The 22,823-nt window shown below is 45.4% G+C and carries 15 protein-coding genes; 10 read left to right on the forward strand and 5 right to left on the reverse strand.

Annotation, left to right across the window (positions count from 1 at the left end; all coding sequences use genetic code 11):
* Positions 1-379: 379 nt before the first annotated feature.
* The 3 genes from RIB93_RS04550 to RIB93_RS04560 all read left to right on the forward strand — a co-directional run bounded on the left by RIB93_RS04550 (position 380) and on the right by RIB93_RS04560 (position 2,284).
* Entirely contained in the window at positions 380-1,105 is a 726-nt protein-coding gene (locus RIB93_RS04550) for a transposase (RefSeq protein ID WP_446370708.1), read from the forward strand.
* Between the two features lie 134 nt (positions 1,106-1,239).
* Entirely contained in the window at positions 1,240-1,380 is a 141-nt protein-coding gene (locus tag RIB93_RS04555; protein WP_446370710.1) for a hypothetical protein, read from the forward strand.
* A gap of 274 nt (positions 1,381-1,654) precedes the next feature.
* Complete coding sequence (locus RIB93_RS04560; RefSeq protein WP_446370712.1) at positions 1,655-2,284, forward strand: precorrin-8X methylmutase; 630 nt, start codon at positions 1,655-1,657, stop codon at positions 2,282-2,284.
* A 249-nt stretch (positions 2,285-2,533) separates the two neighbouring features.
* Here the strand turns inward: RIB93_RS04560 and RIB93_RS04565 are convergent, their stop codons facing one another.
* Positions 2,534-3,232, reverse strand: coding sequence for a phosphate ABC transporter permease (locus RIB93_RS04565; protein WP_446370714.1), 699 nt, complete (start codon positions 3,230-3,232; stop codon positions 2,534-2,536).
* A gap of 85 nt (positions 3,233-3,317) precedes the next feature.
* A complete protein-coding gene (gene dapB / locus RIB93_RS04570; protein ID WP_446370716.1) occupies positions 3,318-4,145 on the reverse strand; it encodes a 4-hydroxy-tetrahydrodipicolinate reductase in 828 nt (275 codons plus the stop codon).
* Positions 4,146-4,446: 301 nt separating this feature from the next.
* On the opposite strand from dapB, the gene RIB93_RS04575 reads away from it, so the two are divergent.
* The 4 genes from RIB93_RS04575 to RIB93_RS04590 all read left to right on the forward strand — a co-directional run bounded on the left by RIB93_RS04575 (position 4,447) and on the right by RIB93_RS04590 (position 11,672).
* Positions 4,447-4,911 (forward strand): ATP-dependent zinc protease family protein, encoded by a 465-nt coding sequence (locus RIB93_RS04575; protein ID WP_446370718.1) that lies wholly within the window; start codon positions 4,447-4,449, stop codon positions 4,909-4,911.
* Positions 4,912-4,922: 11 nt separating this feature from the next.
* The gene (gene rimK, locus RIB93_RS04580) at positions 4,923-5,828 is read left to right on the forward strand and encodes a 30S ribosomal protein S6--L-glutamate ligase (RefSeq protein ID WP_446370720.1); all 906 of its coding nucleotides are present in this window, start codon (positions 4,923-4,925) and stop codon (positions 5,826-5,828) included.
* Positions 5,829-6,073: 245 nt separating this feature from the next.
* A complete protein-coding gene (locus RIB93_RS04585; RefSeq protein ID WP_446370722.1) occupies positions 6,074-7,030 on the forward strand; it encodes a succinylglutamate desuccinylase/aspartoacylase family protein in 957 nt (318 codons plus the stop codon).
* A gap of 445 nt (positions 7,031-7,475) precedes the next feature.
* A complete protein-coding gene (locus RIB93_RS04590; RefSeq protein WP_446370724.1) occupies positions 7,476-11,672 on the forward strand; it encodes a CHAT domain-containing protein in 4,197 nt (1,398 codons plus the stop codon).
* Positions 11,673-12,197: 525 nt separating this feature from the next.
* Here the strand turns inward: RIB93_RS04590 and RIB93_RS04595 are convergent.
* Complete coding sequence (locus RIB93_RS04595) at positions 12,198-13,499, reverse strand: NAD(P)/FAD-dependent oxidoreductase (RefSeq protein ID WP_446370726.1); 1,302 nt, start codon at positions 13,497-13,499, stop codon at positions 12,198-12,200.
* A 119-nt stretch (positions 13,500-13,618) separates the two neighbouring features.
* Positions 13,619-14,284, reverse strand: a complete 666-nt coding sequence (locus tag RIB93_RS04600) for a class I SAM-dependent methyltransferase (RefSeq protein WP_446370728.1) — start codon at positions 14,282-14,284, stop codon at positions 13,619-13,621.
* 391 nt (positions 14,285-14,675) lie between these two features.
* Between RIB93_RS04600 and RIB93_RS04605 the strand changes: the two genes are divergently transcribed.
* On the forward strand, positions 14,676-17,951 hold the full coding sequence (locus tag RIB93_RS04605) for a PAS domain S-box protein (RefSeq protein WP_446370730.1): 3,276 nt from the start codon (positions 14,676-14,678) through the stop codon (positions 17,949-17,951).
* Positions 17,952-18,149: 198 nt separating this feature from the next.
* Positions 18,150-19,262: a hybrid sensor histidine kinase/response regulator gene (locus RIB93_RS04610; protein WP_446370732.1), complete on the forward strand. Its 1,113-nt coding sequence runs from the start codon at positions 18,150-18,152 to the stop codon at positions 19,260-19,262.
* A 630-nt stretch (positions 19,263-19,892) separates the two neighbouring features.
* Here RIB93_RS04610 and RIB93_RS04615 read toward each other — a convergent pair.
* Entirely contained in the window at positions 19,893-21,152 is a 1,260-nt protein-coding gene (locus RIB93_RS04615) for a DUF3747 domain-containing protein (protein WP_446370734.1), read from the reverse strand.
* 249 nt (positions 21,153-21,401) lie between these two features.
* On the opposite strand from RIB93_RS04615, the gene RIB93_RS04620 reads away from it, so the two are divergent.
* Positions 21,402-22,172 carry a hypothetical protein gene (locus RIB93_RS04620; protein ID WP_446370736.1) on the forward strand — a complete coding sequence of 257 codons (771 nt, stop codon included), beginning with the start codon at positions 21,402-21,404 and terminating at the stop codon, positions 22,170-22,172.
* Positions 22,173-22,823: the final 651 nt, after the last annotated feature.

The following is a 22,823-nucleotide window of genomic DNA, read 5'->3' on the forward strand; positions in this document are numbered from 1 at the left end:
AATAGATTGATATTTTTTACATTAGTGCCGTAGGGTGGGTTAGGCGGCATTTAATCGAAGCGAATAACCATTCAATGAAGTGTCCAACCTAACCCACCAATGTTCGTAGTTTGTAGTATTCGTAGTTTGTAGTAAGGGAACCTTAGCCTATCTTTGCTTAAATTACAAAACCCTGGGGCAAATTGAGTTTAAAAGCGCCATTGAATAAAGGGCGGGTTTTGTTGTTCAGTTATCGTTAACCCACCCAATTGAGTCCCTAAACCCGCCCCTACAATAGATTGATATTTTTTACATTAGTGCCGTAGGGTGGGTTAGGCGGCATTTAATCGAAGCGAATAACCATTCAATGAAGTGTCCAACCTAACCCACCGATGTTCAGATGAGGAATGGATATAAAGTTCACTTGACGGAAACTTGTGACCCGGACACGCCAAATATAATTACCAATGTAGAGACAACGGTGGCGACAACTCCCGATGGTGTCTTGACATCATTAATTCATCATAAATTAGCCGAAAAAGACTGGCTACCGAGGGAACACTATGTGGATGCTGCTTACGTTGATTCCTATCAATTAGTGGAAAGTCATCAAGCTCATCAAGTTGAGCTTATTGGTCCGGCGGCGGTGGATGTAAGCTGGCAGTCTAAGTTAAATACAGGATTTGATGTGTCGGCGTTTTTCATTGATTGGGATAAAAAAATTGCTCAATGTCCCCAAGGAAATCTGAGTCGCTTATGGCGGATTGAATATGATAAAAGTAAGCATCCTGTAATCCAAGTGGTATTTGACCGTCAACATTGTACAATTTGTTCAGAAAGAAGTCGTTGTACAAAAAGCTTGAAAGCACCCAGAAAACTGAAATTGCGACCTCGTGACGAGTATGAATCACTTAACGCTCGTCGCCAAGAGCAAAAAACTAAAGAATTCAAGAAAAAGTACTCCTGTCGTGCGGGAGTTGAAGGGACAATTTCTCAAGGTGTGCGGAAATTAGATTTACGACGGACTCGATATTCCGGGCTAGCTAAAACGCATTTACAGCATATTGCTACAGCTCGCTGCTCAGAATTTAGCTCGTTTTTGTGCATCGGTCAAATGGGTTATTAAAAGCGACGACTCGCGGCTTAAATCAGGCATATAAACAGGCAAAATCTCAAGGACGTAACCGCATCTGTATCCAAGGTCAATGTTAGTCAAAGTGAAAGGATGAGAAGGAGGGGCGGCGTTATTTTGCCTGGGGAGTGGCGCGAGAAGTTTTATGTAAAATTGTCGGGAATGATTTAAGAATTCGTCAGGATATGACGACAGAAGAGTTTCAGAATCGATTTAGAGATTTGGAGTTTAATCAGCAGGTTTTGTTAACGGATTTACTAGGGATTTAAAAATACAAGCAGAGGATGAACCAACTCCAGAGAAAGGGCGACCCGATCCCATTGAGTGGATTGGTGGTGTTAATTAATGCAAGTGGGTCGCCCCTACAGGTCTGATTAATTTGTATTACACGCTACATTATCCCTCAAAGGCAAAATGCGCGGGAGCAAGCCGTTTGAGTCTACTGAATGTAAGAATAGTCTGATAAGCTATCTAGGAAGCTGACTCTAGGGTCAGTCCTAAAGTTTTCACGGCTCAAAAATCGGGTTGGGATTGAGAGACACCATGGAATGGCACGGAACAGATGCTCAAAGTTTGGCAATTATCGATCGCGAAATTGGCGCTCATACCTTTTCACCCGCCGAATACGAAATTGTGCGCCGGGTGATTTATGCTACAGCCGACTTTGAGTATCAAAAGCTGATTCGGTTTTCCGAACGTGCGTTACAAGCTGGTGCGGCGGCGCTAGCGGCTCGGACTACGATTGTGGTAGATGTGCCGATGGTACAGGTGGGAATTACACCTCACATCCAAGAAACCTTTGCCAATCCCGTCTATTGCAGCATGGAAGCCATCACGCGCCCGCAAAAAGAAAAGACGAAGGCGGCTTGGGGAATTCAAACCCTAGCCAGACGTTACCCAGAGGGTATTTTTGTGGTGGGTCAAGCGCAAACGGCGCTAACGGCGTTGGTGGAACTGATTGAAGCCGAAGAAATCCGTCCCGCCTTAGTCATTGGCACACCTTCGGGATTTGTTGAAGTAGATGTTGCCAAATCCCGACTCGAAGACTCCTTAGTGCCTCATATTCGCATAGAAGGGCGCAAAGGTTCATCGGTCGTCGCGGCAGCTATTGTTAATGGACTGGTAGACTTAGCATGGCAGGCATACGGGCAGGATAGTTCCAGTGTCAGTTGAATTCTTCGAGGGTATGGGTTGTAGGGGCGGGCGCGAGGGAATCACGTTTCACTATTGATGATAACGTTTGGGCAAAACCCGCCCTGACCAATTTTGTAGGGGCGGGTTTTACTACTATCGTTTCTTTCCTTACCCAGATGTAACTAAACCCGCCCTGACTAATACAGCTTGGCAGAAATCATGGAACACTAAAACCTCCCCAGCTTCCCAGACGCGCCATGGCGCGTCTCTACATGCTTCCTCATCCCCTCAACGCCGACGACGCCGAGTCTTGACCACACGGTTGGCTGGATAATCGTCCTCCTCGGCTTGAGTTAACTGGCGACTAACTTGACTAAACACAGTGCGCTGTACATAAGGATAGTCACTTACCCAGATATTTAAGCGAGGAATATAAATATCACTATTGGTGGCAATACGGGATAAATCCGGCTGATTGGACATCACCACCATCTGGGCAATTTGACCGGGAACAATACCTTTGTGAGTGCGGCGCAGAGGGACTTGTAGCAGTGTGCTAAATCCGCTCTCGTCACCGACTTCTACATTCAGGCGTCGCTCCCGATTTTCCACAATCACCAACTCGCCCCGATTGTTGACATTTTCTTCAGTACCAATCAACTCTTCAGTGACGAAAACATCCGAGACTCGACCTTGCCAGAAACCACTATATTTATAGCGGCGTATCTGCATATTACGCCGACTTGCCCAGTAGACAGGACTCCAAAACCAGTACAACCCGGTGATGATACCTAAGAGAAAGCGCAAGGGATCAAACCCTTCACCCAAAAAGAGTCCTAAGAGCAATACGACGACAACAGCGACAACCGAAATCAGCAGTCGCTTTAAAAAATCTGGGAATTTTCCCCAGTAGTAAGCATACTGGGAACTTGTCGCAATGACAGGAATAAGTTGCTCAAAGCTCTGGCGGGTAAGTGGTACTAGCATGGGTTTTAGTCATTGGTCATTTGTTCAGAGAACAGGGAACGGGGAACGGGGAATAGGGAACGGGGAACGGGGAATTCGTCATTTATTACAATATCTTATCTAATCCGTAGAAGAGAGATTTGAGCTGAGTTACTTTGCGAATGGCAAGCAAGACGCCTGGCATATAACAAGAGCGATCGCTAGTATCATGACGTAGGGTGTAGATTTGACCGGACGCCCCAAAGATGACTTCTTGGTGAGCGATTAAACCGGGTAAGCGGACACTGTGAATGCGAATGTTATCATTGGCGACACTCCCCCTAGCCCCCGCCAGTTTTTCGGTTTCTTCGACCTTAGCGGGATTATAGGTTTTGCCCAATCCGGCTAATTGTTGAGCGGTTTGAATCGCTGTACCACTGGGGGCGTCGGCTTTTTGATTGTGGTGAAGTTCGATAATTTCAACGTGGTCAAAATACTGGGAGGCTTGAATGGCGGCTTGTTGCAATAAGACCATGCCAATGGAAAAATTGGGAATTATTAAAGCACCTGTGCTGGCTTTTTCGGCAAACTCGCCTAAGTCTTTGATTTGATCACTGCTGAGTCCCGTCGTACCGACAACTGGACGAACCCCATACGCGATCGCGGCGCGAACATTCTCATAAACGCTGTCAGGGTGGGTAAAATCCACCATCACCCCTTGCACTTTTTCCTGAGTCGCCATGACTAGCGTAGCTTGCAGGTCATTCAGAATCGGAATTTCCAATGCACCACAACCTGCGACTTCGCCAACATCTTGACCCATATAGTTCGGGTTATGATCAACGGCACCAATCAAGGTCATATCTTCGGCTTGACTGACCGCCTTAATCACTTCACGACCCATTTTACCCGCCGCGCCGTTGACAACCACGGGGATGGGAGATGCATTTGTCATGGTTTTGCTCTATCCTTGAGACTCGTCAAGGGAATTTTAGCTTGTTTTGGCGATAAGTTCGGTGGGAACAAGTCATACCAACGGAGGGGATCGTCATTCGTCATTCGTCATTCGTCATTCGTCATTCGTCATTCGTCATTCGTCATTCGTCATTCGTCATTTGTTTGCTCCCCCAGCTCCCCCAGCTCCCCCAGCTCCCCCAGCTCCCCCAGCTCCCTCTGCTCCCCCAGCTCCCCCAGCTCCCTCTGCTTCCCCAGCTCCCCTGCGAGCTTAACCGAAAACTGTTCAGTCTACTGAATTTATGTCCAAGTCCTTATCCATTATCGGCTGGCGGGAACGAGTCGCCTTGCCGGATCTAGGAATTTCCCAGATTAAAGCTAAAATTGACACCGGGGCGCGTTCCTCCGCCTTACACGCCTTTGATGTAGAAACCTTCTCACGGGATGACAAAACCAGGGTTCGGTTCAAAGTCCATCCCTATCAACGAGATACCCATCGCACTGTCTCTGCTGAAGCCGAACTCATTGACCAGCGACAAGTTCGCAATTCTGGGGGTCACGCCCAGTTACGACCCGTGATCCAAACTATGGTAGAACTAAACGGGGAGCGCTGGTTGATTGAACTTACCCTGACGAACCGAGATGTTATGGGATTCCGGATGCTGTTAGGGCGTCAAGCCATCCGCAAACGCTTTTTAGTCGATGCGGGTCAGTCTTTTGTCCAAAGTTCAACCAGGAAGCGCACAATTAAGAAGACGACTCTATAGTTCTTGCTTGTATGAAAATAGCTATCTTGTCCCAAGATGCTTCGCTATATTCCACGCGACGCCTCAAGGAAGTGGGGGAAGCGCGGGGTCATGACATGCGGGTGATTAATTACCTGCGCTGTTATATGAATATTACGTCTCATAAGCCCAAGGTGGTGTATCAGGGGAAAGTTTTGGAAGAGTTGGATGCGATTATTCCTCGCATCGGTGCGTCTAAGACGTTTTATGGGACGGCTGTGGTGCGCCAATTTGAAGTGATGGGGGTGTTCGCGGCGAATGAATCCCAAGCCATTTCTCGTTCCCGCGATAAGTTACGCTGTCTTCAGATTCTCTCCCGTGAAGGTGTGGGACTTCCGGTGACTGGGTTTGCTAATTCCACTAAAGATATTGATGGGTTAATTGAAATTGTGGGCGGTGCGCCTCTGGTGATTAAATTGCTGGAAGGAACTCAAGGAATTGGGGTGGTTTTAGCGGAAACTCATCAAGCGGCGAAGTCAGTCATTGAAGCCTTTCGCGGTTTAGATGCCAATATTCTGGTGCAGGAGTTTATTAAAGAAGCGGGGGGTATGGATATTCGCTGCTTTGTGATTGATAACAAAGTTGTGGCGTCGATGAAGCGACAAGGCGCACCGGGGGAATTTCGTTCCAACCTGCATCGGGGGGGTAAAGCTGAACAAATGAAGTTAACTCCAGAGGAACGCAGTACGGCGGTACGGGCGGCGAAAGCGATGGGATTGAGGGTTGCGGGTGTGGATTTGTTGCGATCTAATCATGGTCCGGTGGTGATGGAAGTTAACTCGTCTCCTGGTTTAGAAGGGATTGAAAATGCGACGGGTGTGGATGTGGCGGGGAAAATTATTGAGTTTTTGCAGAAAAATGCAGCATCAGGAAAAACGCGCGATCGCATTCAGTATTAGTTTGTCTTATGTCCTTTGTCTTATGTCCTTTGTTTGTTGTATGCAAAAGTTAGTCGGGGCGCGTTTAGTTACTTATGGGTGAGGGAAGAAGTGATAATCGTGAAACCTGCGCCTACCTTTGGAAAGGGCGGGTTTTGTGCAAACGTTATCATCAATAGCGAAACGTAAGTCCCTAAACCCGCCCCTACGAACTCGGTTACCTCAAACCCAGTGAAGGGTCAAAATTAAAAACTCAAAACTCAACTGTGAATCATGAATCTATAACAATTGGTGGAATTACTGTTGCGCCCGGAGAACGGAAGCGCACAGAAATTCCGGTCGCCCGTTTACCCACACAAACGCTGCTTTCATTACCGATTACTGTGATTAATGGTGTGGAGGCGGGTCCACGACTTTGGATGAGTGCGGCGATTCATGGGGATGAAATTAATGGGGTGGAAATTATTCGCCAAGTCTTAGAACGGATTAATCCGTCTCAACTTCAGGGTGTCCTGATTGCTGTGCCAATTGTTAATGTTTTTGGCTTTATTGAACAATCCCGTTATTTGCCCGATCGCAGAGATTTAAATCGTTCGTTTCCTGGTTCCTCTCGTGGTTCTTTAGCCTCTCGGTTGGCGGATTTGTTTATGACAGAAATAGTGAGTCGCTGTACTCATGGGATTGATTTGCACACGGCGGCTCAACATCGCACAAATTTACCGCAAATCCGGGCGAATTTAGATGACCCAGAAACCTATTCCTGTGCGAAAGCGTTTGCTGCACCCCTGCTGATGCATTCAACGGTGCGTGATGGTTCGTTACGCCAAGCCGCGACGAAGCGAGGTATCCCAATCCTCTTGTATGAGGGGGGGGAGGCGTTGCGATTTGACCCGGATGCGATCGCCATTGGTGTCGAAGGTATCCTACGGATGATGATGGGATTAAATATGATTGAGTTGGCGTTCCCTGAGTCTTTGCACCTATCATTAGAAGTTAAGCAAAGTAAGTGGGTACGAGCGCCCCGGAGTGGGATTTTGCGCCTTACTGTTAAATTGGGTCAGCGAGTTGACAAAAAGCAAGTTTTGTGCATTATTTCCGATGCCTTTGGTGAGAATAGCATTAAAGCGTATGCGCCCTTTGATGGCTTAGTGATTGGTCACACGCAGAATCCGTTGGCGAATCAGGGGGATGGGATTTTGCATTTAGCGGTTTTAAGTGATTAGAGACTAGAAAATAAGCTGGTGAGAAAAATTAAAGTTGACGGCGAGGATTATCTTACAGCAGTTTGCTCTGCTATGCGGTACATTGTCGATCCCCCTAAATCCCCCTTAAAAAGGGGGACTTTTATAGCAGTTCGCTCTCGTGTAGTTACAGTACAAACGTTCTAAAAGCCTCCTGATAAAGGATACATCTCGCTTGGTGTAAATAGACCAGCGCGAAGCGCTATATCTACTGTACTTTATTACAGCGCAAAGCACTGTATATCTTGTGTCATCTGTCTTATGTAGGAGTTTGAGAAATATTTACAGCGTTTAATAGGGTTGAGTTTATTTCCACCAACCGACAAGATTACATAAGTTAGCGTTTTTTAGCGTTTTGTTGCTGAAGGAAAAATAAAAAAGAACACTGGGATAGAATGCAGTCTGTTTGTAACAAACAATTAACCTGATGAAATCTGCTCAGTGGTGCAAAATCTGCCTGTTAACTCTCTTAGCTGGAACGGTAAGACTGGTAACGGCTGATCCAGTATTGGCTCAACCGATTATCCCAGCCGATGACGGTACGGGTACAATTGTCACTCCAAATGGCGACAACTTTGATATTCAAGGTGGCAGTTTGTCGAGTGATGGGATGAATTTATTCCACAGTTTCCAAGAGTTGGGCATTAATTCAGATCAAGTTGCTAATTTTTTGGCAACTCCGGAGCTGAGAAATATTCTGGGACGAGTGGTTGGCGAAAATCCTTCCATTATTGACGGCTTGATTCAGGTAACCGGGGGAACAGCAAATTTATATTTAATGAATCCGGCGGGAATTATTTTTGGGGCGAATGCTCAACTCAATGTCCCGGCTGATTTTACCGCAACAACGGCGACGGGAATTGGATTTGGCAATGACTGGTTTAATGCATTCGGAGATAATAATTATCAGAACTTGGTCGGAGATCCCAGTCAATTTGCCTTTGATTTATCCCCAGGGGGAATCATTATTAATGCGGGTGAATTGGCGGTTGCACCCGGAGGGGATTTAGCGTTACTGGGTGGACAAGTGGTGAATACGGGAACGCTGACGACATCTGGGGGAACGATTACAATTGCGGCTGTGCCGAATTCTCGTTTGGTGAAAATCTCCCAACCGGGACAAGTGTTAAGTTTTGAGGTAGAGTTACCGAGGAGTAATGAGGGGTTAGCGTTACCGACAAACCCTCTGGATTTAGCTGCTTTGTTAACGGGTTCGGGGAATACGGTAGAAACTGGGGTAGAGGTAACCCCATCGGCAGAGATACAGACGGATTCTGGGGGAATTATACCGAATCAGGTTGGGGTTGCGATCGCGTCAGGAACGGTTGAGTCGGGTACAGGTCATATTTCGATCCTGGGGATTGGCGGAACTGAAGAAAATACGACCTCGGGTATTTCTGGTATCCATATTATTGATGATAGTCGAGTAGAAGCAATTGGACAAGGAACAATTACCTTAAACGGTACAGGGGGAAACGGCGGGAATTTTAGCCCAGATATTCTAGGAAATCGGGGCATATCGATTAATAACGCGACGGTGTCTTCCCAAGATGGCATCATTCATCTCATCGGCACCGGGGGTTCTGGGGATAATGGTTTACATTATGGAGTTTCTATTGGTAATCATGGGGGAAGTGTCCAGTCAACAGGAACAGGAACAATTATTATTGATGGGACTGGAGGTAATGGAGGAGAAGGGACGTTACATGGGAGTCAAGGAATCAAACTTGATTTAGGTGGTGTAGTTAGTAGCAAAGATGGAGATATTCAGTTTATTGGTCAGGGAGGAACTGAACCAGATCAATTTAACCATGGAGTGGAACTGTTTCGGGGTTCTACTGTTGAGGTAACTGGAACGGGAACTATTACGATTGAGGGAATTGCTGGTGCGGGGATAACAGAAAATCACGGAATTAGGGTTCAGGAATTGGGTGAAAATAATCCTGCTCGAATTACAGCGAGGGATGGTGCGATTACTTTAATTGGTGTGGGTAAAGGAACAGGAGACAGTAACTATGGCATTGATTTAAGAGGCGGTGGTGTGGAGACAACCGCAGACGGAACTCTCACCCTAGAGGGAATCGGTGCTAATGGTGCAGCCGGAATTAATGTGCAAGATGGTTTTATTCAAGCCAGCGGAACAGGAGAGAGTATAACAACCTTGATTGCGGATCAGATTCGGGTCGTTGATACTCCCAATATCCCGCAAACGCCACAAGTCCAAGGAACCGGAACGGTGGTGTTATCTCCCCTTGACCCGACTGTCGATATAACAATTGGAGATACAACTAATAGTAATACCTGGAATCTGGATGCTGATAAACTGAATCTCTTTCAAGATGGATTTGAGCAAGTTGTGATTGGTGGGGAAGATAATCAGGGTACAATTACCTTGGCAGATGATATTACCTTTAAGGTTCCGGTAATTTTGCGATCGCCTGTTGGTTCAGGAGCAATTAATACCACAGATTTTACCTTGACTGGCACTCAGGATGCCACGATTACACTACAAGCCAATCAACGGATTACGACAGGTACAATTATCAATCCAGGTCGGGCAATTACTCTCAGCAGTAACGGTTCAATTGATACTCGTAGCGGAATCCTCGATAGTCATGATCAAACTAACAATGGTGGAGCAATTACGCTAACCGCTGTTCAGGATATTACCACGGGCGATATTGATGCTAGCTCGGGCAATGGTCAAGGGGCAAACATCACGTTAACCAGTCGTGATGGAGCAATTATCACGAATGATCTCAACAGTTCTGGATTCAGTGGCGGTGATATTTTAATTGAGGCGGCGACAGCAATTACAACCGGAAAAATTAATAGTAGCGGAACTATCAGCGATGGCGGTAATGTTACTTTAGACCCCATTGGCGATATCCAAGTTACCTTGATCAACGCCCAAGGCGGAAATAATGGTCAAGGCGGTCAAGTTGATATCACTGCTGGTCAATTTTTCCGCGCTACGGGAACATTTATTGACCAGAATGGGATTAGTGCCAGCATCTCTACGGCTGGGGGATTGGGTGGAGATTCTATCACGTTGAGACATGGGGGAGATGGTGTTATTCCCTTCATCGTGGGTGATGGGATAACCAATGGAACTAGGGGAACAATTACCAGTGGCGATTTCACGATTGCCCCCACTCAATCCTTTTTGTTTACTCATCAGGTGGGCAATATTCAGATTATCAGCGTTGATTCTCCACCGATTTTGCCACCAATTTTGCCTCCGGAGTCTCCCACTTCAGAAACTAACGCTGCTATCAATCCTGTTAATTTACTCAAACCTCTGACTGAACCCACTTTACCTCCCGACAAAGACGAACCGCCGGAAATCGAAATTGACACCCAAGTTGCCAAGTGGGAGGAATCGTTAACCCGTGACTATGAAACCTATTTAGGACTTCAGGATACTGCCATATTGACTCTGGCAGATGCCCGGGCAACTTTACATCGTATCGAACAAGCTACAGGGGCTAAACCTGCGCTTATCTACGCCGTTTTTGTACCCACCACAGTAGCGCCCCAAACTCGCAGTCAAGAAAGTCAATTCCCAGCTAACGAGTCTCCCTCACGGAACACGGATCAACTAGAAATTATTCTCGTCACCGCCAATGGGGAACTCAAACGCCACCCGATACCCGGTGCAACCCGCGAAAAAGTAATGGATACCGCTAACAAATTGCGCCGCGCTGTTACTGATACTCACATTCCTCGTCCTTATAAAGGTTATGCTCAACAGCTTTATCAGTGGTTAATTGCCCCCTTAGAGACAGAATTAAAGACGCAAGAGATTAATAATCTAGCCTTTATTATGGATCAGGGATTGCGTTCCCTACCTCTGGCAGTTTTGCATGATGGGGATAAATTTATAATTGAACACTATAGTATAGGTTTCATGCCCAGTCTTTCACTCACTGATACCCGCTATCGAGATGTGAGAGATTTGCACGTTTTAGCTATGGGTGCGTCCAAATTTAAGGATCAAAGTCCATTACCGGCTGTACCTACTGAATTATCCGCGATCGCGACTCAATTATGGCAAGGTAAATCCTTCTTGAATGAAACCTTTACCGCCGCCAATTTGAAAACAGCGAGGGCATCTCAACCCTTTGGAATTATCCATTTAGCCACCCATGGTGAATTTAAATCCGGTCAACCCAGTTCTTCTTATATTCAGTTTTGGGATCATAAACTCAAACTGAGTGATATTCGCCAGTTAGGATTACATGATCCTACTGCTGAACTGATGGTATTAAGTGCCTGTCGGACAGCTTTAGGGGATGAAGAAGCGGAGTTGGGATTTACCGGGTTAGCGGTACAAGCTGGGGTTAAATCTGCCCTCGGAAGTTTATGGTATGTCAGTGATGAAGGCACGTTAGGCTTAATGACAAGTTTTTATGAACAATTACAGCAATCACCTCTGAAAGCCGAAGCATTGCGACAGGCACAATTAGCCATGATTCGCGGACAAGTGCGATTAGAAGAGGGTTATTTAGTTACGCCAAATCGTCGGATTGCCTTACCGCCAGAATTAGCGAATTTGCCAGCAAAGGAACTCACTCATCCTTATTATTGGAGTGCGTTTACTTTAGTTGGAAGTCCGTGGTAATAAAGTTTTGAACCACCGCTAAGCTCTATTGCTGTCCAATATTAGGGCAAATCAAACTAACAATTTAGCACACTAAGTATAGCAACCGCCATAGCGGTTAGGACACATCATTTATGTAGAGACGCGCCATGGCGCGTCTCTACAATGGTGCTTGTCTCAAGAGATCGTCGGTGATCACCTGTAGGGGCGAGTCGCTGCTTAAATGGGGTGGTGTTAGGATTAACTGCTCTCGACTCGCCCTGCCAAATGTGGTAGTTTCCGATAATTAATTATACGCAATTTAGGGTTACATAGAGAAAATTAACGGTTTAATTTTAGGCAATGGTTCATGTCGATTTTCCTTGGTTTTTCTGATACCTGATGCAGGGCGACCCGATAAAATTTATAGGTCAATTGTGTTCATTTTTGCAGCGGGTCGCCCCTACCATTCAATAAATGCTTACCTGACAAGGGATTGAGCGATTTAAATTTTTCTTGATATGTCCTAACCTTAATGCGTAGTGCTATACATAAGACGAATGACGATTACTCCTCTGGATTAGTAATCAACCGAGTGCCACGATTACGGGTGAAATAACTCCATGCCCATTGCACCATGACGATGATTTTATTATCAAATTCAATCAGGAAAAAGATATGCACAAAAATCCAGGTTAACCATGCCAAAAATCCGGAGAATTTGACAAATCCGAGATTCACCACCGCCGCATTGCGTCCAATCACGGCTAAACTGCCGTAGTCTGTGTAATGAAATTGAGGTAATGTTTCTCCTTTGAGGCGTTTTTGGATTAAATTGGCTACATACTGCCCCTCTTGCATGGCAACGGGGGCGACACCGGGTAAGGGTTTGCCGTCGTCGTATTGGTGGGGGAAATTGGCTAAGTCACCGATGACAAAAATATTGGTATGTCCTGGTACAGTGAGATCAGGATTAACTATAACTCGTCCAGCGCGATCGCATTTTGCCTCTGTCACCTTTGCCATTACCTCTCCCATCGGCGAGGCTTTCATCCCAGCAGCCCAGAGGATAGTTTTTGCGGTAATCTGTTCAGTGCGATCGCCACTTTTAATCGTCACCTGATCCTCGTCTATATTGGTAACCAGCGTCTTGGTCTGTACCTGAACACCTAAATGCTCAAGTTCCGCTTGCGCTTCGGCAGATAACTGGGGCGGATAAGGAGGCAATACTCGATCCATTCCTTCTAATAAAATAATCTTAGTTTCTGCGGTATCAATGTGGCGGAAATCCTGCTTTAATGTACTATGCGCCAGTTCTGCTAATGCCCCTGCCAATTCTACTCCTGTCGGTCCACCGCCGACAATCACAAAGGTTAACCACGCCCGACGTTGATCAGAATCAGCTTCTTTTTCTGCCACTTCAAATGCCGATAAAATGCGTCGCCGCATCTCTAACGCATCTTCAATAGTTTTTAATCCGGGTGCTTTCTCTGCCCATTGGTCGTTGCCGAAATAGTGATGACTTACACCTGTTGCCACAATTAAAGTATCATACTCAATCGTGTTACCATCCTGAAGTTTAATCAAGCGATCCTGAGGATTGATATCGATTACCTCTCCCATTAATACTTGCGTATTTTTCTGACGCTTCAGTACGGCGCGTAGGGGAGAAGCAATATCGCCAGGGGATAAACCACCTGTAGCCACTTGGTACAATAGAGGCTGAAATAAATGAAAATTACGTTTATCAATTAACGTTACCTGAACCGATGCCCTTCCTAATGCTTGGGCAGCATAAAGTCCACCAAATCCACCACCTATAATTACTACATGTTCAGGGGATTGATTATCAATTGCTGCATTAACCATCAGTTACCGTTCCTAACTCAGTTGGCAAAATTATAGGTTGTCATTTGTTCGGGGTAAGATATTGAACCCGTTTTAACGGGTTTAAGCTTTTAGCCAAGAACTTGAGTTCTTGGCTCTCTCTAACGCCGCTTCAACGCCAAGGTTAATCCATCAGCAATCGGGACTAAACTTAAGATCACCCGTTTATCTTGACTAATGGTTTGGTTCAATTCCCGAATCGCGGCGGTATTTTTATCTTGCATCTGAGAATCTGCAACTCGTCCGCCCCACAAGACATTATCAATAGCAATTAAACCCCCCGGACGAATTAATTGCAGCGATCGCTCATAGTATGCCAGATAATTTACTTTATCGGCATCGATAAACGCAAAATCAAACGTTTCTGCTTGCCCTGCTGCCAATAATTCATCCAAAGTCTCCAAAGCAGGCGCTAATCGCAAATCTATTTTATCCGAGACTCCGGCGGCATCCCAGTAACGGCGGGCGATGGCGGTATAGTCTTCACTCACATCACAGGCGACTATTTTGCCATCCTTGGGTAAGGCTAAGGCGACGGCTAAAGCACTATAACCTGTAAATACGCCAATTTCTAAGGTTTTCTTGGCACCCATAAGCTGAACCAATAATGCCATAAACTGCCCTTGTTCCGGGGCGATTTGCATGGCGCTATCCGGATGGGTGGCAGTTTCTTGCCGTAATTTTTGCAGGATATCGGGTTCTCGCAAGGACACCGATAATAAGTATTTATACAGTGGAGTATCTAAACCGAGGGTTTTATTAGACATAGGCAATAGGGAACAGGGAATAGGGAGCAGGGGAAGCTGGGTTCGTAGTAGGCACTTTAGTGCCAGAAGCGCTTAAGCGCTTACTACAAACTCTAAAGTCAGTGACATTCGACTTAAGGGCGTAGCCGCGATCGCAGGATACAGATATTGATATCTATCCGATCTAACTCTGTTATGTTGACTTCTAGCACATTTTCCAATATGTGCCAATCTAGCTTAGGGTCAACACTCAGTCGGGGGCGGGTTTAGTTACTTATGGGTGAGGTAAGACACGCTAATCGTAAAACCCGCCCCTACATAAATCGGTGAGGGCGGGTTTAGTTATAGTTGGGTGAGGTAAGACACGATAGTAGTCAAACCCGCCCCTACACCCTAGCCACTTTAGCGAGACATGGAACCACCAACCTACGCCCAACTTCAACAACGACAACAATTCTTAGAGAGTCTTTATCAAGGCGTTGCCCATCCGATTACAGTAGTTGATGTTTTACCGTCTGGTGAATTTCGTTTCGTGGAGATGAATCCGGCATCTGAACAGTGGATGGGTAAAGCTTTAGAGGAAGTAAAAGACAAGTCCCCGGAACAGATTTTTCCGGCGGATGAAGCCGCCGCTATTTTGGCAAACTATGCCCGATGTGTCCAGGAGGAACGTGCGATTGTCTATGAAACCTATTGCCAATCTCAGGATAGTTTGTGGTTTACCACGCTCACACCTTTGTACAATCAAGAGTCGCGAATTTATCGGTTAATTAGTAGTAGTCTAGATATTACTGAACGCAGAAAAGCAGAAGTCAATCTCTCTCATTTCTTCACCAAAATCCTGATATCTAACCTGAATCAGCGCACCCTGGACTTACGCTACACCAGTCAAAAATTGGTTAAAGAAATCCAATATTGCCAGCGCGTCAACACTAAATTAAAAGAAAGTGAACAGAATTTGCGCCAAATTGCCGAAACCCTGCGGGAAGTTTTATTTATCCGCACGGTTGATCAGATGATCTATGTTAGTCCGGCTTACGAAAAAATCTGGGGACTCTCTTGTGACTCCCTCTATCAACAACCAAATTCCTGGCAAGATGTAATTCACCCGGACGATCGCGATCGCGTGAGTACTGAATGGCAAACTCACGTCTGGGACAAACCGTTTGAGCAAGAATATCGGATTATCCAACCCAATGGTGAACAGCGTTGGATTTGGGCGCGTACTTTGCCAATTCTCGATGATTATGGACAGGTTAATCGCAATGTGGGAATTGCTGAAGATATCACCGATCGCAAGCAAGTTGAAGAAAATTTACGCCAAAGTCAAGCTAAACTTGCTGAAGCAGAAGAACTGGCTCATCTGGGTCATTGGCATTATGATATAACGACTCATAAAATTACTTGGTCAGCCGAAACATTCCGGATTTTTGGTCGAGATCCGGATCACGGTGAACCGACTTATGCACAACTGGTACACCAGATTACTCATCCCGATGACCGCAAATATTTTACTCAAACCGTTGCCCATAGTATCCAATATAAACAACCCTATAAATTAGACTATCGACTGGTTCGTCCCGATGGTTCGATTCGCTACATTTTCGCTAAAGGGAAACCAATTTTAAACTCACTTAATCAGCTAACTGGTGTATTTGGGACAATTCTCGATATCACAAATCTCAAACAAACTGAAACAGCATTGCGCCAGAGTGAAGAAACATTCCGTCAGTTTGCTGAGAATATTCAGGATGTTTTCTGGATGACAAATGTAGATAAAACCCAAAATATTTATATTAGTCCAGCTTACGAAACAATTTGGGATCAACCCTGTGCTTATTGGTATACTGATTGCCTATCATGGTTGGATAAAATTCACCCCGATGATCGCGATCGCATTCGCCGTGCTATCTCTAAAGAGGTGTTAGGCACGTATGATGAAGAGTATCGGATAGTACGACCCGATGGGGAAATTCGTTGGGTTCGCGATCGCGCTTTTCCCATCTACAATGAACAAGGTGAAATGTACCGCATTGCTGGAATTGCTCAGGATATCACAGAGCGTAAACAAACAGAAGCCGCCTTACAAAAAAGAGAACAACAATTCCGACAAATTTTTGATCATGCTCCCATTGGCATGTGCCTAATTAACTTTCATACCCATCAGTTTATTCAAGTTAATCCGGCTTATTATCAGACGCTAGAATATTCTGAGTCAGAAATCATGTCGCTTACCTTTGACGATTTTACCCATCCCGATGATCTAGGGCATGATTTACACTACATGGAACAAATTGATCAGGGGGAAATCAATAGTTTCCGCATGCTGAAGCGCTATTTTAAAAAGAATGGTGAGATTGTCTGGGCAAATCTAACCGTTGCGGTGCTGCGCGACTTGATTGGTGAACCTGTATTTTGCGTTGCCATGGTCGAAGATATCACGCAACAGCAACAGTTACAAACCGAATTAACCCAAAGTAAACACCGATTCCAACTGTCACTGGATAATATATTAGATTGCTTTGGTTTGTATAAACCTATTCGCGATAATTCGGGTCAAGTTATTGATTTTGTCATTGAGTATATTAATGGCGCTACTAATCGGTATAACTGCTTTACTCAACCCGTGCAGATCGGTCAACGAATCTATTCGGTTTTGCCGCAGCCTTATCAAGATGAGTTATTTGATGCCTATTGTCAGGTTATGAAAACGGGTCAACCCTTGGTTAAAGAATTACTTTTATATGATGACTCGACTCCTCAACACTTGAGACAAGCCTTTGATATTCGTGCTGTTCGTTTCGATGAGGGGTTAGCCATAACCTGGCGCGATATTACCCAACGAAAGCAAGGAGAAGCGCAAATTAAAGCGTCCTTAATCGAAAAAGAAACCTTGCTCAAAGAAATTCACCATCGGGTCAAGAATAATCTGCAAATTATATCCAGCTTATTGCGCTTACAGGCAAGAAAAATGAAAGCACCCGAAATACTAGAACTCTTGCAAGAAAGTCAAAATCGCGTGCAAGCAATGGCACTGATTCACGAAAAACTATATCAGTCTGAGAATTTATCCCAGATTAACTTTGGCGCTTATATCCAAAGTCTGGTTGACTCTCTCTCTCGTTGCTATGGAGCAAGGCAAAAAGGAATTACCTTTAATCTGACGATTGCTCCCGTCTCGCTGTCGATTGATACCGCTATTCCCTGTGGATTAATTGTTAATGAATTAATATCCAATTCCCTAAAATATGCCTTTCCTGACTCTCGCAATGGTGAAATTAGCATCACTCTCCAGACGAGAGGAGGAACTAATGAAGGCGAAGGGGAGGATCAGGGAGATAGGGGGAATGTCGCTGACTTAAGCTGGGTTCGTAGTACGCACTTTAGTGCCATAAGCGCTGAAGCGCTGACTACAAACTCTAAAGTCAGTGCCATTGGAGATGGGGAAGATGGGGAAAACAACTTAACAAACGCCACTTCAGACTCTCTATCCTCTGTTCACCAAGAACAATTATGCTTGACCATCCATGATAATGGCATTGGTTTCCCAGAGGACGTGGATTTCAGGCAAACCTCGTCTCTCGGCTTACAGCTTGTGTGTCGGTTGACTAAGCAACTCAACGGTGAGATAAAACTTGATCGCAATCATGGAACTTTATTTATAATAGTATTCAACCGGAGTTGCTAATCCTCCCAGACTAATCCTCCCAGACAACATTGAACTCACCTGACTGGCTCCATGCTAGGTATCTTTTAATACATTGGTTATGTTTTGTTATTCATTAAGATCATTCTATGGAATATAGCCATAACGATATAAAATTGTCTATGGCGTTCAAATTTGAGCTAGCCCAACCAACTCTCTATTAGCAAGGAAACCATCATCATGACATCGAATGCGAGGCTGCTGATTGTAGAAGACGAAGAAATTGTGGCTTTTGATATTGAAACCACGTTGCAGACATTAGGGTATGACGTCGTGGGGATAGTGACGACGGGAGAAGAGGCGATCGCCACGGCGACTCACACTAAACCTGACTTAGTTCTCATGGATATTCGACTCCCCGGAAAACTGGATGGAGTTAAAGCTGCTGAGGAGATTAGTCAACGTCTAAATATTCCCGTCGTTTATCTTACTGCCCATGCAGATAAATCTACCTTAAAGCGAGCTAAAATAACCGCCCCCTTTGGTTATATTCTCAAACCCTTCCAAGAAGACGAACTGGAAACCACGATCGAGATTGCCCTCTCGCGCCATCAATCTGAAGAACGGCTGCGGTTAGCCTTAGCTAAAGAAAAAGAATTAAACCAACTGAAAACTCAGTTTATCGCCATCACCTCCCATGAATTCCGCACCCCCCTGACCACAATTAGTTCCTCAAATGATCTGCTCGAACGCTATTGTCGAGATAGCATGGATACCAAAAAAGAAAAGCATTTGCGGCAAATTAAACTATCTGTGAATCAGATGATTCAGTTGTTGGATGATGTTTTACTAATTGGTAGAGCCGAGTCCGGCAAAGTTGAACTTCAACCCATGCCCATCGATTTAGTTGAATTTTGTCATAACTTAGTCGAAGAGCTCCAGACTAATGCTGGGAAACAATACCAAATTATTTTTACACATCAAGGTGAATTCACCAAGACTTGTCTGGATATTAATCTATTGCGCCCTATCCTCTCTAATTTACTAGCAAATGCGGTAAAATACTCCCCGCAAGGTGGCGTCGTCACGTTTCATTTAATCAGGAACGATACAACGATTACGTTCCAGATTAAAGACAGTGGAATTGGCATTCCTCCAGAGGCACAAAAACACCTGTTTGAATCCTTCCATCGTGCCAGCAATGTCGGCAAAATTAAAGGAACAGGATTAGGACTTTCCATCGTCAAGCGCTGTGTGGACATTCATGGCGGTGAAATTAGCGTAGACAGTGAAGTTAATGTCGGCACAACGTTTACCGTGACATTACCGATAGTATTGATTGTTGATAGTTGACCCATACCTTTGACGAAGGTGTCTGTGTAGGGGCGGGTTTCACTACTATCGTTTCTCACTTCATCCAGATGTAACTAAACCCGCCCAGACCACACAACCTTTACCGTGACATCACCGTTGACATAGTGTTGATGGTTGATGGTTGACCCATACCTTTGACGAAGGTGTCTGTGTAGGGGCGGGTTTCACTACTATCGTTTCTCACTTCACCCAGATGTAACTAAACCCGCCCAGACCGCACAACCTTTACCGTGACATCACCGTTGACATAGTGTTGATTGTTGATGATTGATGGTTGACCAGAAAATTGATAGATTAATTTTAGGCAATGGTTCATGTCAATTTTTCTGGGTTTTTCTGATACCTGATGCAGGGCGACCCGATAAAATTTATAGGTCAATTGCGTTCATTTTTGCAGCGACTCCCACGCCAGCCCTCACCCCCAACCCCTCTCCCAAGCTTGGGAGAGGGGAGCAAGAAGCAAGCGGTATTCCAAAGGTACTTTGGAAGCATCTGTATGTGATAGTTCCCCTATTACCTATTGCCTATTCCCTTTTTACCCAATTTATTGTCCTAACCTCAATGCGTATTGCTATAACCAATGACGAATGACGAATGACGAATGACCAATCATTTCACACAATTAAGCATTCGCACCGTCGCCGCCGCCGCATAATTCCGTTGGGCTTGGCTATTCGGAGAAAAAGCACTCCCCCTTTCATTTAACGGAGACGCCACTCGACAATAAGCCGACATTTGAGTAATTAGCGCATCTGCCCAATGACCCTGAATATCGCTAAACTCTAAAGCAGACTGATTCGCTGTAAGCGTGGGTTGTTGACCTTGAAGGCTTAAGGCAAACTCCGCCGCCCGCCGTTCCATTGCCATCAGTTCAGCGCGAGTCACTGGTTGTGTAGGTCGAAATTTTCCATCCGCATAACCACTGATAATATTATTATCCCGCGCCCATTGAATTTTTGCCGCACTCCATCGGGAGGGATTAACATCAGGATAAGGGGCAAAGGTAACTTGATTAGGCAGTTCTAAATCAGCGTTGGGGAGTTGATTCAGTGCCTCAAAAATAATCGAAACCAATTGTTCACGAGTTAAAGCCGCTTGCGGTCTGAATGTGTTATCTTCTCGGAATCCAGCAATAAATCCCATTGCCACGGCTTGCTGAATTTCATTGGCATAAATGTCATTGGCAACATCGGGAAAAGTTACGATTGGATTGCCAGTTCCTGAACCTGTGCCTGGGTTAGAACCTGGGTTAGAACCTGTACCGGAACCTGTGCCTGGGTTAGAACCTGTACCGGAACCGCTACCTGTACCAATACTGCTTAAGGGTTGACTATTTGCCAGATAAATATGACCCAATGGTCTACCTTGATAGGAACGTCGGGCAAAGTCCCAACCGGGTTCTAAGACTATCTTGACAAACCCATTAGCTAAGCCTTGGGTTCTACCCACTATAACATCCGGGGCGCTGCGATCGCGGCTATTTGTTCCTATCAGTACCAATTCACCATCGCGTTCAACAATTCTCAGTAAATAATCTAAGCCCAAATCTTCACCCGCCATGCGGATGGAATACCCATTACTATCGGTGCTACGTCCGCAAATCCCACTAAAGTCAAAGTTTAATAATAACGGATCAACGATAACCGGATTACTGCCACTTTCACTCCAACACTGCCGCGCATTGCTTTTTTGTTCAATAATCAGCAGTTGATGGGAACTCTCGCCAAAAGGTGCAGCAACCGCAATAAATTTATTTTGCTCAACTGGAATTTGTTCAAATGTCGCCGCCACTGATTTATTCGCGATTAGGCTAGATAGGGCGATCGTGGCTAGGGTGGCTACTTGTGTAAAAAATGCACGCTTTCTCATCTTGTCCGCTTCAATCCTTTAATTGTATAGTTCTTCAACAACTTTCCTCTGTACAAAGTCTGTGATGACTCAGACATATAAAAGTTTCCCAGATTTCTCGGTACTTGGCGTGTATTTAATATCTCGTAACAATCAACCGGATCAGGTGTACCCCTGTGAAACAAAAGAAAGTATCACAAGCTGAACCCCTGTCCCTGGAACCCTTACGCATGATCGGGGAAAACGTTTCACACTTACAGGTCACAGGATATGTTATTCAACTTTATCGGATGGAGTGGCGCATTGGGAATCGTAACCCTGCTGATATTTGGCATCCTGCAATGGTTGCATATCAGCGCCGGACATTTTCTGGATTGGGTGATTGGAGTTGCCAGCTTTTGGTGGCTATTGGTGGTTGTGACAGTTCCCTGGAATGTCCACTTTGAAGCCAAGTCGGTTTTGGCAGATGCGGCGCAATCGGCGGAAAAGGGGATACAGATTGACACCAAACAGGTTAATTATGCTCAAGTTGTGGCAACGCGATCGCTCTGGGTAGCCATAGCCTTACATATTCTATCTGCGATTGGGCTTTACACGCTAGCGGCGATGGGGATTAGTGCGGTAGGGTATGTGAGTTCGGGTGCAGCATTGCTGTTAACCGCCTTACGCCCAGCTATTCGACTCTATGAGTATTTAGCCGCCCGTTTAGCGATGATTCGCCGGGAGTTTAAGTATCCCCGTGAGGATGTTTACCAATTGCGCGATCGCGTCTCAAATTTAGAACAGGATATCAGACAGATTCAACCCCAACTCGATCCCCAGAATCAGCAGTCTTGGGTAGCGATACAGAACCGTAACTGGGAAGAAAGCCGCAAAGATATCGCCCAACTCCGCGCTTGTTTCGATCAACTCGAAGCCCAGAATGAGGCTGAACACAGGCGTTTAGCCCGGGAAGCCCAACAAGCGATCGCGCAATTAACTACAGATAGTCAATTTCTGGATCACGTTCGCGAAATTATCCGCTTTTTCAAGACAGCATAATTTGTCATTTGTCTTATGTCATTTGTCATTTGTCATTCGTTTGAATCGAAACAAAAAGAGGGCGGGTTTTGTTGATCAGTTGTGGGTAAACCCGTTCAGTAAACGGCTAAACCCGCCCCTACAATTAACCGTCTCTAACCATCCAAATTAGAAATCCCAGAATCTGATCAACTGGGGGTAACGGATAATCGGTTAGCGCGATCGTTACCGTTTGTCCCTCCAGAAACAAAAAGAGGGCGGGTTTTGTTGATCAGTTGTGGGTGCACCCGTTCAGTAAACGGCTAAACCCGCCCCTACAATTAACCGTCTCTAACCATCCAAATTAGAAATCCCAGAATCTGATCAACTGGAGGTAACGGATAATCAGTTAGCGCGATCGTTACCGTTTGTCCCTCCAGAAACAAAAAGAGGGCGGGTTTTGTTGATCAGTTGTGGGTACACCCGTTCAGTAAATGGCTAAACCCGCCCCTACAATTAACCGTCTCTAACCATCCAAATTAGAAATCCCAGAATATGATCAACTGGAGGTAACGGATAATCAGTTAGCGCAATTGTTACCGTTTGTCCCTCCAGAAACAAAAAGAGGGCGGGTTTTGTTGATCAGTTGTGGGTACACCCGTTCAGTAAATGGCTAAACCCGCCCCTACAATT

The sequence above is a fragment of the Coleofasciculus sp. D1-CHI-01 genome, assembly GCF_040218875.1.
In the GTDB taxonomy this organism is placed as follows: Bacteria; Cyanobacteriota; Cyanobacteriia; order Cyanobacteriales; family Coleofasciculaceae; genus Coleofasciculus.

Coding starts and splice junctions, on each gene's coding strand:
- RIB93_RS04550 (WP_446370708.1), top strand. CDS start 380: ATGAGGAATGGATATAAAGTTCACTTGACGGAAACTTGTGACCCGGAC.
- RIB93_RS04560 (WP_446370712.1), top strand. CDS start 1,655: ATGGAATGGCACGGAACAGATGCTCAAAGTTTGGCAATTATCGATCGC.
- RIB93_RS04565 (WP_446370714.1), bottom strand. CDS start 3,232: ATGCTAGTACCACTTACCCGCCAGAGCTTTGAGCAACTTATTCCTGTC.
- dapB (WP_446370716.1), bottom strand. CDS start 4,145: ATGACAAATGCATCTCCCATCCCCGTGGTTGTCAACGGCGCGGCGGGT.
- RIB93_RS04575 (WP_446370718.1), top strand. CDS start 4,447: ATGTCCAAGTCCTTATCCATTATCGGCTGGCGGGAACGAGTCGCCTTG.
- rimK (WP_446370720.1), top strand. CDS start 4,923: ATGAAAATAGCTATCTTGTCCCAAGATGCTTCGCTATATTCCACGCGA.
- RIB93_RS04590 (WP_446370724.1), top strand. CDS start 7,476: ATGAAATCTGCTCAGTGGTGCAAAATCTGCCTGTTAACTCTCTTAGCT.
- RIB93_RS04595 (WP_446370726.1), bottom strand. CDS start 13,499: ATGGTTAATGCAGCAATTGATAATCAATCCCCTGAACATGTAGTAATT.
- RIB93_RS04600 (WP_446370728.1), bottom strand. CDS start 14,284: ATGTCTAATAAAACCCTCGGTTTAGATACTCCACTGTATAAATACTTA.
- RIB93_RS04605 (WP_446370730.1), top strand. CDS start 14,676: ATGGAACCACCAACCTACGCCCAACTTCAACAACGACAACAATTCTTA.
- RIB93_RS04610 (WP_446370732.1), top strand. CDS start 18,150: ATGACATCGAATGCGAGGCTGCTGATTGTAGAAGACGAAGAAATTGTG.
- RIB93_RS04615 (WP_446370734.1), bottom strand. CDS start 21,152: ATGAGAAAGCGTGCATTTTTTACACAAGTAGCCACCCTAGCCACGATC.
- RIB93_RS04620 (WP_446370736.1), top strand. CDS start 21,402: ATGTTATTCAACTTTATCGGATGGAGTGGCGCATTGGGAATCGTAACC.